Here is an 11,620-nt window from a genome sequence, read left to right on the forward strand (position 1 = left end):
TTAATCGCGCGCAATTTACTTAAGAGCTCATGATATGTATGTGACAAGTGTCACGTTTATATGCATCTCTTTGGTTATTTAGGGTTAATAGCGTCGAGGTGTATAATTTGCGCTCAAATCAGCCCTAGTCCACCCCATCCTTAAAACGCCACTCCAATTTTGGAGTGTGCATGACATTACAGACTAGCCGAAAGCAAGTGCCAGCCAGTGCAAAGCGCCTTAGCAGACTTGCGCCTAACTGGTCGTACGCGAACAACATTCTTAACTTTGGTTGCGGTAAATCTCCCGACCTAACAGAAGAATACCTTACTAACTACCACAAGCAGATCATGACGGTCACTCACTATGACCCGAACTCGAAAGCGAAAGGCGTAGTAAACAATATTGCCGAAATTGACAGCTCAAAACGCCGTTTTTGCGTCATGTTATGCGCGGACGTACTGAACGTGTGCAAAGATCTCGATGCAGCAATCGCAGACATGGCCAAGATTGATTTTGATTGCGCGGTCATTCAAATCTATGAGGGCAATCGATCCGGTAAAGGCCGCAAAACGCGAGACGGCTACCAGCGCAATGAGCCAGTATCGGCTTACCTCCCTATCCTAATGAGCAACTTCCACAAGTTCGATGTGACCTTACACCGAAGCGATAAGTGCATCACTATCGTAAAAGGCCGTAAGTATTACGAGCTGGACGATTTGGAGGACTAATCATGCAACTGGATGAGACGTTCTTTGAAATCCCATGCGATGTAGTGACATTCGATGGCAAGGTAGAACACACAGAGCTAACCGACATTGACCGTGCGGTAGCTGCCTTTTTCCAGAACGTGCTTGATTTCTTAGTTGTGACTGACACTAAACGGCGAGAGAACAGTGAGTTTTCTCGCTTTGTTGGCCGTGATAAGTCGAGAAAGATTTACTACGGCAACTTTAACGATCCAGTGTCATTCCTATCTAAGTTAACAGCAAAATTGGGCGACAAGGTGAAAGCAAACCGTAATGAGCTTTTACCTGTTTGCTACATCACGCGCGATCCGGTGATTGGGTTTGTTGATGGCGCGGAGTACGTCGATATTGCTGACTATGGCGAACTGGCCAATGAACAAGGCCAGCCTTATGCCGTGATTAATAAGTCCTTTGTCGCGCTTACCTACCGCATTAATGTCCTAGCTTGGAACCAGTCTACCCTTAGCCGCCTAGCGCTAGGTTTAATGGTTTGGCTACGTCATACCAAGGGCAAGCGTAAGCATGTATTCAGAGCGAAAACCATGCTCGCGGGTACTGAAATGGAAATCAGCATCGAGATACGTGGCCGTAAAGATGCGATGACCGAACCCGCCGAAGTAGACCATGAAAATACTCGCCTGTTTGCTTCCTCAATCTCTTTTGAAGTGATTGCAGAGGTTTATGAGGCCGAGTCGATCGCTGTCCGTCAGGGTGCGATTGGTGTGGGAGGTCGAGTCATTGAGTAACAAAGAATACTTTCTCGCCCAAAAAGTTGTCACCAAAGAAAATGACATCCCTATCGAGCACATTCATTCGTTTACCTACATTGAGTGTGCTTCGATGGACGGCAACAAGCTGGTTATGGAAATCATGGATCAGGCTGCCGTTTATCGGGATGACTACGGGATTAAGCGCGGTTCAGAGATCGAGGTCACGATGGCCGATGTGAACGAGCGAGGCGATCAGGTTTGGATTGAAAAATTCATTGTGGCCAAGTCCACCAGCGCTAACGGTATGCTTACCGTTCAAGCATTCCAAAAGGATGCGCACCTACTTAAAGAGCCAGTCACAACGCCTCGATTCTTTGTTGAAGTGCAGCCTAAAGACATTCTGGCCGAGCTGTTACCCGAGCTAAAAATCGAATGTGACAGCTTTGAGCGTGGCGCTACGTACCATTTAAATGCTGGTGGTACTAAGTCTCGCTTAATTCGAACAATGGCCAGAGATTACGGCTCAGTGGCGTTTATCTGCCGTGGTGTTATGCACTTTAAGTCGCTCAAGAACATGGATATGAGCGAGCAATTCAAGCTGGAACAGTCGAATCCAGAGGAAGCAGAGCACAGCATTGCAAACTACTCCATTATCGGAGAGGAAGCCCTGTTTGAGCGCGTTCTTAACCGTAACTATGCCTCTTGGGATACCGTCGAGGGCTTCCAAGGCGGTAAACGTTCGGGCGCTATGGTTATGGTTAGCGTTCCACAAGCCAAGGCGCTGAATAATCAACACATGGCCATCATCCCTATTTTGGATGTGGAACTTACCGGAAATACTGCCTTTACGCCTCTTTCAGTGTGCTCAGTGCTATTCCATAAATGGCTACCCGCTACCGAGCTGGATGAGTCCATGCCAGAGAAACAAATCATGAACCGTGTCGCCCATTGCCAACATGGGAACCGGTATCAGTGTCGTATCGAGTTGGGAGTCAGAAACCTATGAGCGATTCGTCAGAGAACAGAACACGCACCAACGTCACTAACCGCTTGTTTGGTAGCTATCAGGCCGAAGTGGTAAATACCGTCCATCCGAAAGGCTTGTACATGGTATCCGTTCGCTTGCTTGGTTATTGGAATGCAATCCCCGATAAGGATTTACCTTTTGCCGAGTTTCTACTGCCATTAGGTGCAAAACCGAGTGGTGGCCATGCAGTGCCAGTGGAAAAAGGGGATCTGGTTTGGGTGGATTTTCCTCGTAATGGCGATACCCGTTATCCCCGTATTACCGGATCGCTTTACTACGCGCCTAACTATAAGTCGTACCTACCAAGCGAGGTGAACGGAGAAGCCTATCAGCCTAAACGAGCCGAGGGTGAACCCGAGCCACCAGCCTATGACCGCAAAGATGCGCTCTTTGTGCGATTTGGTTTGCGCGAGCTCATCACGCATCAAGGCGGCTACTCAGTAACGCATACCCAAAGCGGCACGGCCATTGAAATCACACCAGATGGCCAATGTGTTATCCACGTCGAGGGCAATGCGTTTCGCAGCTCAACAGGGAACACATTGGAGCAAATCGGAGGCGCACTAACTGTCAAAGTGAAAGGCGATGCGAACATCGAAGCGGGTGGTAATGCAACCGTAAAAGCCTCCGGTAAAGCCAACCTAGAGGGCAATGAAGTGACCATTAAAGCGAGTGGTAACGTCAATATCGATGCTGGTGGCCAATTCGCTGTTAAGGCTGCCGCAGCTCCATTTACATTAGGGTAATGCACTATGCCAGCCGTAGGAATTGTAGGGAGTGTGGATAGTGGTCATGGTGGCTTTAGTCCAGGTGTTTTTGTTTCTGGCCAACCACTACTGACCGTGAATGGAATCAATGTATTAGGGACGGGTGATATATCCGTCATGCACGTAAAACCAGATAACCCGCCGCACGTAGGCGTTATTACTGGTAGTTCAAAACTAACTATTAATGGCGTTCCGGTCGCCGTGGTAGGCGATGCCCTTGGGTGTGGCGCTACGCTGGTAAACGGTAACGACTTGATGACGATTGATTGAGGCAATTTGATGTTAAACAGACAAGAGCAAATCGAACAGTTTCGCCAGTTTTTAGACGTAGGCGGCCTTAAGGAAGCGGAAAACCTTACCCGAGGTAAATCCCTTAAGGTAAAGTGTGAAAGCTTGTCAGGGAAGCTATCAGGCTGCGTGAGCGAGGATATTGAGGACTACCAACGCGCATCGCAGTTAGTGGTAACGCTTAAGGGTTTGAATGACTCAGTGAGCGCAACGGTGGCCACGTTAACGCAATGGAATGAGCACCTAGTGTTGATCACCGATCCAACCGACCTCGAACAAGTGTCTATTGGTGTGAACATCAAACACAAGGTTGATGGTACAGAGGACAACGTACCCGCTCCGAGTATCTTGCCAATTACCAGCAAGGAAGAACTGAAAGCGCTTGAGGCAGTGATCAATGGTCTTTCTGGCCATGTGGATGCAGCCGTATCTCTTATGGCGCAAATCAATACTGCATTAACGCCACCAACAAGCGGCAGTGAGTCAGATAACGGTGCAACCTTACCGCCACCAGACTTGCCGCCGGAACTAGAAAGCCAAGCGAATGCGCTAAACGAGATCATGGCTCCCCTTGCTGGTGGCGTGACCAGCTCAAGCGCGGTGATTGACGCAATGATCATTGCGTCGAAAGAGGAACGCACCTTAGCGTTAGGCTACTTCACTAAGGCGATTTCATTTACCATTTGTAGCAACCAGACGAAAAAAACGAGCATCAAAGATGCGACAGCAGAGGTATTTTGACTGTAGAATGCTTTTGTTGCTAATCCCTTTCCTATTCGCACTAGAAAAAAGACAAAATGAGTTATTCAGTTTATTTAAACGCATATGAACTATGCGGATTAATGTCGCTTATCATCGTACTAGCAATTAACCTATTTAGAGCTCGAAACGAGCTTAAATCCACCAAGGCGCGACTATCCTTTGTGATACGCAAAAGCCTCAGTGTTGAGGGAGAATACATGTACGATGGGTGCAGAATGAACGTGATATTTGATGCGGTGCGATACAGCGGAAATCAGTTTTACTTGATGCGTAAAGATCAGGTGATGGCCAGCTTCCACGTAGAACCCTATCGAGTTAATCCTGTTCTTGATTACTTCAAATCAAACAAGATAGAGCCCGTTCAAAACCGACCATAATCCAAGCAAAGCCAGCGTTCGCGCTGGTTTTTTTCTGAATTGCAGGCAAAAAAAGCCGCGAGGTAAGTGTTCGCGGCGCAAGAAGCTATTACAAAGGATAAAAATGAAGTTTCAACGTTAGTTGACACCAGCCGATTGGGATGCCGAGCTGGTAAATAAAATATATTTCCTATTCCGAACATAGTTAATACCTAACTACATATTAGTCAAACTAAGTTTAGGAATTTATAAAATGAAAAAAGTATGCATTGTTGTTGGCCACAGCTTTAAAGATGGTGGCGCTTACAATGAAACATTCGGAATGAATGAGTATAGCTACAATCATCCCCTAGCCAGCTTATTGGCCACCGAGCTACATAAGCGAGACATTCTTCCAGTGATCATGTATCGAGACACCTACTCACGGATGATCGGTGATGTGAACGATTCAAGCGCTGACTATGCCATCGAGTTACATTGTAACAGCGTGGCAAATAAGGACGTTCAAGGCTCAGAGACATTGCATTGGCATAAGTCAGCAAAGAGCCAAGCACTCGCTCTGCGCCTACAAAAAGCGGTGGCTGGACTTATCGGACAGCGTGATCGTGGCCTTAAGCCTATCTCGAACACTGGTACTGATACTCGCGGTTGGCGTTTCTTGATGAAAACCAAAATGCCAGCCGTGATTTTGGAGCCGTTCTTTTTGTCTAACGACGAGTCGTTACAAAAGGGATTGGAACTGCGCGAAAAGCTAGCCGTAGCACTGGCAGAAGCGTTCGCAGAACACATTAAAGAGAGCAACTAATGATGGGACTAGCAAAAGTGTTTACAAGTAGTCTATTTAAGAGCGCCACCAGCGAGAAAGTAGGTGGCATTATCCACGAACTGACCGAGTTTGGTGATCGTGTGTTTACCAGTGACGAAGAACGCAAAGAGTTTGCCTACAAACTGGCAGAGCTTGAAGCGGCCAGCTCTAACACATTGGTACGTACTGGACGCGCCGCTATGATGTGGAGCATCGCGCTGGTGGTCATTTATCAACTCATTGTTCGTGACTTTTTGGCCGTTTTCTATGGGGTTGAGCTTCCAAGCTTAGAGACTGACACACAAGAGCTACTAAGCAACGTGTTCGGCTTTTTGGCAGGAACCCTATAACAACTGAAAATTTTTTAAATTTTTTTTAGATGCCCTTTCCTATCCCCTTTTCTCTCAACAAAAACACACGATCAACGACATAGAAATCCCCTGTCGTTACCATTCCCACAAAAGCGCAAAAAAAGACACAAATTCATTATGTAACAATAATTTAAATGCAAGTTTACCCCTGTTTTTTTCGCAATAAATCTTAATTACTATCCGAAATTGAGCGAATTTTTACCGCTTTTCTGCGGCTTAACGATTCCGAACACACTCAATTAATAACTAAGGTTTATTTACATGGCAGATAAACGTTCTAACTTCAACAAACGCATTGAGGCGATTCATTTAGGCGCTCAAGCAATGCGTAATCTGTGTATCGAATCCCAATTCGATTCACAAACAGGCATGTTTCTAACTGACGACAATTCTCGTGGCGCGGCTATTTTGTCAGCCATTGCGAATGAGCCTATGTTCGAGTCAGTGTCTCAAGAAACAGCGGTTAGCATCGTATCAGGCATGCAGTCTGCGGTGCGTGAATACGAAAATACTTACGGCCACCTACCTAGCGATGAGCTAATGGCATCAGCTCACGCAACTATGCGTAACATGATGATGCTAGAGGGTGCTAAGCGTGATGGCTCAACAGGCGCAATGATGCTTGAGTCGATCGGTCAATCTCTATCAACATCTGAGGGTGTTGAAATCCGTGCGAAGATGGTTGGCCTAGTGCTTCCTGTTCTTCTTGAGACAGCAACACTTGACGCTGTAACCATGATCCCAGCGGGTGCGAACGAAGTTGAGATCTTCAAAGTTTACCGCCGCACTGGCTCAAACTTTGGTGACTTCGCAGCGGGTACTGAAATCGACCAAGCAACGGTTGGCCAATACTCGTCTATGCGTCAGCGCTACAAGTTTGTCTCTGAACAGCAACCAGACGGCACTAAGACAACTCACGTCTTTGACTCTAAGACTGACCTACAACACACCAAGTTTGAAATCCCATTCACGAAGACATCTGTTTCCCTATTTATTAACCATAAACGTGTGGCTCGCGACCTAGACAGCAACGGTAGTCAAATAATGACAGGTACTCACAATGGTATGGTTATTAACTGTCAGATAGACCATGCAAAAGGCAAAGTTACCGTCACTCCAACATCAGCCCTACCAGCAGGGACGGTTCTGCACATCGAGTTCGAAGTAGACATTGAAAGACGCCCTGACCTTATCCCAACGATCGACCATGATATGGACTCTCGTATACTGCGCCCACGTCAAAACGCAATCGCAGCAGACGCGACTATTCAAGCGATGTTCACAATGCAACGCGAGTTTGGCCAAGATCTGAAATCTCTACAGATGAGCCACATGCGCAACACATTGGCATCGGAAAAAGCGACTCGCCATCTAGTAGATATGGACTTTGCTTGTACGCGCGAAGAAACATTCAATATCTACGTAGCGGCTGGTGAAGATTGGCGTCTACATCGTGAACGTCTAAACGAAGTTCTTCTAAACGTTTCTACGAAGATCCTACAAGCGACTCGCACAACTGGCATGACAGGTATCTTTGCTGGTACTGGCGCGTCAACAATCCTTAAGTCTCTTGGTGCTCCATATTTCGTAGCTCCGGCTAATTACCAACAGAAAAACGCTATCCACTACGCAGGTAAGTTGTTCGGCATGTGGAAAGTATTCGAGTGTCCGGTAGTTATCGGTACGAACGACATGCTTTGTTACGGTCGCGGTTCTTCTCACTCAGAAGCGGGCTACGTAGCAGGTGATGCAATCGCAGCAACCATGTACACGCATCCAATCGGTAAAGGGCTAGTAGCGTCTAACACGCTATACGAACTGGCCTACGGCGAAATCCATCCATTCGACGGAGAAGACTACTTCTACCGCGTGAAACTTATCGATGAAGCTCCTGTAGCAGCAGCGGCATAAGGCAAGTAAGCGGCAGTCTTACGGGCTGCCGCTCTTGGGGGATTCGATGAAAGAAACGATCGTTTTAATCACCAACCACACACCAAAGGAAATCACTGTTCAGGGTCGCGTTATGCCGCCACTGGCCAAAGATTTCCCTCTCTCAGTTTTCAACGTGAACCGCTTCAAACACGAAGTGGAAGCGGCCTATCCAAACGGCCTCGTTTCGGTTCGCCTTGAGCCAACGGTTTTACCAGAAGTTCAAAAGCAACCAGACACAGCCACCAGCGATGACGGCACAGCGCTATCCGCGCTTGAGCTTAGTGCAAGCGTTGAAAAAGCACTGATTAACCACGGTGTGACAACGGTTGAGCAACTAACCGAAATGACGAAAGACAACGTGATTGCGGTGAAAGGTATTGCTCAAGCGGGTTTGCAAGAAATTGTAGACCAGCTTGCAGCACAGGATCTAACGCTGAAAGAGACAGAGAATGAGTAAGATTGAATTTTCAATGGATAACGTCTCACAAGTTGCGGTTTCGCCAATTAACGCTGACTCGACAACTAAGCAAGGCACTGGCTCTAACCAGCTAGTGTTTGGCGGTGTGATTGTGTCTCAAAAAGGTAAGCCGTTCGAAGTGATTCCGGTAACGGCGGCTAACTTCCTAGACAAGCTAGGTAAGCCTTACCACTCAAGCCTTGGCAAATTGGCTGACGGCATGCGCGTTCTTGATGAAGCCTTGCGCGGCGGTAATGGCCTTGTGGTTCGTGTCGTACCAAAAACGGCAACCTATCCAGCTATCAAGCTAACCAAACCAGCAGACGAAGTGACGATCACTAACGAAGCGATCAACTACTCGGCTGACCTGTCACTTGAAGATGGCGAATTTTTAGCGATCGCTATCAAAGACGGTGCGCAATCCGATAACCGCTCTATCACGCTTGCGAAAGCAGACGAAGCGACTTACGGCGCTGGCATGTTCACTCTTACCCTAGAGGAAGAACAGGCGGCTGGTGGCTCTGTAGTGCTAGAAGAATGGGTTGTATCCCTAGAGCCTACAGCAGTAGACCAAATGGGTAGCGCTGCGTTTATCGAGACTGTTCTTGAAGAACGTTCGCAGTACCTAACTTGTCGCATTGATGCAGAAACAGCGAAACGCGAAGTTACTGCAATTGCGAAAACCAAATTCACTGGCGCGACCAACGGCAATATTAGCGACATTACGGCTGACGACTACCAGAAAGCAGTGAAAGCACTACGCACTACCGTTTACAGCTACAACTACGTTTGTGGTTTGGGCTGCTACGACACTGCGGTAATCACTGACCTAGCGCAAATCTGTAAAGACAAACGCATTTCTGGCTACTTCGATATTGATCCTCGCCTAACGCACGAAGCGGCATTGGAGTTCAAAAAAGGTCTGAACTTCAACAACCATCGCGCTTCATTCGTGCATATCCCTTACCAAGCTAAGTGTCGTTTCTACGGCAACATGGCGGTATGGGGCGGCTCGGGTATCGGCTTTGCAGCTAAAGCGCTTGGCGTTGCTAAGACCTCTCCAGTCGGCGGTTGGCACTACACACCAGCAGGTGTTGAACGTGCTGTTATTCAGCGTACTGGCCTAAAACCAATCCAAGGTGCTGGCGAGCCTAACTACCAAGAAATGTACAAGGCACGTCTAAACAAACTAGGCACAGACGAAAACGGCAACCTGTTCATTGATGACTCTCTAACGTCATCTGCGGCTGAAAACTACCTACGTTTTGAGCAAGTCGTGTCTATTGCTGACGCTATCTCACGCGACTTCTACGCACTAGGTAATCGCCTAAAACACCAACCTGACGGTGCAACGCTTGAGGGTCTAACTGACGGTATGGCCAGCATCCTAGAGGGCTATGAAGCCGTTGGTGCGCTAGTGACACCTCGTAATCCAGATCAAGACGGCGAAAGCGCTTGGACACTGGAAATCAAGCAAGTCGAAATCGACTACTGGAAAGTCACTTGGTCGTTCTGTCCAACTGGCTCTGCGCGTCGAATCCTTGGTGAACCTGTACTAATCCGTTAATCAACATAAGAGCAAGAATAGAATGAAATCAATGTTTTCTGAGGGTTCTGTTCTTGCTCGCCCATTTGTGATGCCACAAGTGGCCGAGCAGGAACAAACTGAAACTGCATTTTTTGAGTCTGTAACAGAAGACCAACTTCTTGAATCCATCAATCGTGCATCAACCATCATGGCTCGCCAAGACGCAGCAGCGGCTTGTGTTCAGTGGGTTAACGGTGGTGACAGCTCAATCGACAACCTAGACGCAATGCTATTTGGCATGGCTGGTGGCGATGACGATACCGAGCTAACCGATGGCCAAGCAGCACTATACGAATCGCTACAGGAAGCGGCTAGCGAGTTCATTGCTCAAGTTGGCCAGCCAAAAGAGGGCGACATGCTAGAAGCACTGGAAGATCCAGAAGCAGCAGATCGCATCTTTGAATCCCTAGAGCGTGGCCTAGACAACGTGGACTCAGACGAAGCGATTGCAGAGTTCGCCGTTCGTGAATCCATGATGCTTGAAGCGCTTAAGAAAGTGATCCGTGATGGCAAGGTAACTTACATCAAAACGAATCGCCGTAAGCGCCGTATGAGTGCAGCACAAAAAGCAGCACTTAAGAAAGCGCGCGCGAAAGCTCACAGCTCAGCGGCTAAAGCAGCTCGCAAAAAGTCTAACCGCATGCGCGATTCTCGCGGTATGGACAAGTAAGGGTAAGCAATGGCTGTAATTGTCGGCGTACCTAATGATGATGGCGTGTCTATCCACAATAAATGCGCCATTACACAAGTCATAGGCGGTCAAGAGGTTACGGTCATTGGTTACATGACTGATGAGTGTCAGCTTGCCTTTAGAGCGATATGGGAAGCGCCGTTTGAGGGCGATTCCGTGGGTAACATCAATGCCCTAGATAAAACGTCCTCAGTCGCGCAAACCGTGTCGGATAAGACGAGTAAAACACTATGGAACAGTCAGCAAGTTTGGCAAGGAAACGAACCGCCAGAAATCACAGCAACGCTGAAATTTGTCGCGTTCACCAATGCCAAATCAGAGGTCAATGATCCCATTAAATACCTGGCTCAGATGATAAGTCCCGAGCTCCAAAATACTGTTCCAGTCAGTTCCGATGGCCTTGGTGGCCGTGTTCCAAGTGATGCGCGATTCAAGATTGGCAAAGCGCTCAATCTACCCATGCGTATTAGCGAGGTGAGTTATGACATTAACGCACCTAAGACGCGAGACGGGAATTTCGCTTACAACACGGTAACTATTACCGCCGCTCCTAAGCAAATGATTAATCAGTCACAGATTCCGAATCACTTCCAATAGAATAGGTGTAATTATGGCCGGAGCATTTAACGCAAAAGGCGATATGAATTTCTTAAAACAGAAATTCACTAAGAACGTCCAAGCTGGCGAAAAGATGATGGGTACAGAGTTCGAGATGAAAATCGAAGAATACCCTAATCTTAGCGTTTTGGTACGTTCTACTCAGTTTCCAGCAATGGGTCGTGCAGACGTAGAAGATTTTGGCCAAATGGGCTTGGGCTACATCCAAAATGGTGCGCTTGAGAACAAAGGCGAAATCGCGGTGACGTGTGTAGAAACGATCACAGGTACAGTGCTAGAAATGCTACGTGAGATCGTTCGTGAAAAGAAAATGGTCACTGTCGTTATCGAGTCTACGCCTGAATCAACTAAGGGTAAGGGTGCAACCTCGCATCGATTCCGTTTGGAGCACGTAAAAGTACGTTCAGACGTGATCGACCTATCGACAGAAGATTCAGCAGCACTTGTTAAGCCAGCTATCACACTGCAATACAACTGGGTAGATTTCTAATCGCCAACCAGTCCTATTCTATTCCCTACA

The 11,620-nt window shown here is 47.6% G+C and carries 15 protein-coding genes; all 15 read left to right on the plus strand.

Annotation, left to right across the window (positions count from 1 at the left end; translation table 11 throughout):
* Window positions 1–170: 170 nt before the first annotated feature.
* The 15 genes from R7E42_RS06600 to R7E42_RS06670 all read left to right on the plus strand — a co-directional run bounded on the left by R7E42_RS06600 (window position 171) and on the right by R7E42_RS06670 (window position 11,590).
* Window positions 171–710, plus strand: a complete 540-nt coding sequence (locus R7E42_RS06600) for a hypothetical protein (protein ID WP_318072489.1) — start codon at window positions 171–173, stop codon at window positions 708–710.
* Between the two features lie 2 nt (window positions 711–712).
* The gene (locus tag R7E42_RS06605) at window positions 713–1,474 is read left to right on the plus strand and encodes a hypothetical protein (protein WP_318072490.1); all 762 of its coding nucleotides are present in this window, start codon (window positions 713–715) and stop codon (window positions 1,472–1,474) included.
* The gene (locus R7E42_RS06610) at window positions 1,467–2,444 is read left to right on the plus strand and encodes a hypothetical protein (RefSeq protein ID WP_318072491.1); all 978 of its coding nucleotides are present in this window, start codon (window positions 1,467–1,469) and stop codon (window positions 2,442–2,444) included. Before R7E42_RS06605 ends, R7E42_RS06610 begins: the two co-directional genes overlap by 8 nt.
* Complete coding sequence (locus tag R7E42_RS06615; RefSeq protein ID WP_318072492.1) at window positions 2,441–3,211, plus strand: hypothetical protein; 771 nt, start codon at window positions 2,441–2,443, stop codon at window positions 3,209–3,211. The genes R7E42_RS06610 and R7E42_RS06615 overlap by 4 nt, the downstream gene beginning before the upstream one ends.
* 6 nt (window positions 3,212–3,217) lie before the next feature.
* The gene (locus tag R7E42_RS06620) at window positions 3,218–3,502 is read left to right on the plus strand and encodes a PAAR domain-containing protein (RefSeq protein WP_318072493.1); all 285 of its coding nucleotides are present in this window, start codon (window positions 3,218–3,220) and stop codon (window positions 3,500–3,502) included.
* A 9-nt stretch (window positions 3,503–3,511) separates the two neighbouring features.
* Window positions 3,512–4,261, plus strand: coding sequence for a hypothetical protein (locus R7E42_RS06625; RefSeq protein WP_318072494.1), 750 nt, complete (start codon window positions 3,512–3,514; stop codon window positions 4,259–4,261).
* Between the two features lie 236 nt (window positions 4,262–4,497).
* Window positions 4,498–4,659: a hypothetical protein gene (locus R7E42_RS06630; RefSeq protein WP_155396901.1), complete on the plus strand. Its 162-nt coding sequence runs from the start codon at window positions 4,498–4,500 to the stop codon at window positions 4,657–4,659.
* 232 nt (window positions 4,660–4,891) lie between these two features.
* Entirely contained in the window at window positions 4,892–5,443 is a 552-nt protein-coding gene (locus R7E42_RS06635; RefSeq protein ID WP_318072495.1) for an N-acetylmuramoyl-L-alanine amidase, read from the plus strand.
* On the plus strand, window positions 5,443–5,793 hold the full coding sequence (locus R7E42_RS06640) for a hypothetical protein (protein WP_042522741.1): 351 nt from the start codon (window positions 5,443–5,445) through the stop codon (window positions 5,791–5,793). Before R7E42_RS06635 ends, R7E42_RS06640 begins: the two co-directional genes overlap by 1 nt.
* A 282-nt stretch (window positions 5,794–6,075) precedes the next feature.
* A complete protein-coding gene (locus R7E42_RS06645; RefSeq protein WP_318072496.1) occupies window positions 6,076–7,725 on the plus strand; it encodes a hypothetical protein in 1,650 nt (549 codons plus the stop codon).
* 46 nt (window positions 7,726–7,771) lie between these two features.
* Entirely contained in the window at window positions 7,772–8,203 is a 432-nt protein-coding gene (locus R7E42_RS06650; protein WP_318072497.1) for a DNA-directed RNA polymerase subunit alpha C-terminal domain-containing protein, read from the plus strand.
* Window positions 8,196–9,770, plus strand: coding sequence for a hypothetical protein (locus tag R7E42_RS06655; protein WP_318072498.1), 1,575 nt, complete (start codon window positions 8,196–8,198; stop codon window positions 9,768–9,770). The genes R7E42_RS06650 and R7E42_RS06655 overlap by 8 nt, the downstream gene beginning before the upstream one ends.
* Window positions 9,771–9,792: 22 nt before the next feature.
* Window positions 9,793–10,461: a hypothetical protein gene (locus R7E42_RS06660; protein ID WP_049879884.1), complete on the plus strand. Its 669-nt coding sequence runs from the start codon at window positions 9,793–9,795 to the stop codon at window positions 10,459–10,461.
* A 9-nt stretch (window positions 10,462–10,470) separates the two neighbouring features.
* Entirely contained in the window at window positions 10,471–11,079 is a 609-nt protein-coding gene (locus R7E42_RS06665) for a hypothetical protein (protein ID WP_017635635.1), read from the plus strand.
* A 13-nt stretch (window positions 11,080–11,092) separates the two neighbouring features.
* Window positions 11,093–11,590 (plus strand): hypothetical protein, encoded by a 498-nt coding sequence (locus tag R7E42_RS06670; protein WP_042522736.1) that lies wholly within the window; start codon window positions 11,093–11,095, stop codon window positions 11,588–11,590.
* The last annotated feature ends 30 nt before the right edge of the window (window positions 11,591–11,620 follow it).

This window comes from Vibrio sp. Vb1337 (assembly GCF_033338715.1).
Lineage (GTDB): Bacteria > Pseudomonadota > Gammaproteobacteria > Enterobacterales > Vibrionaceae > Vibrio > Vibrio alginolyticus.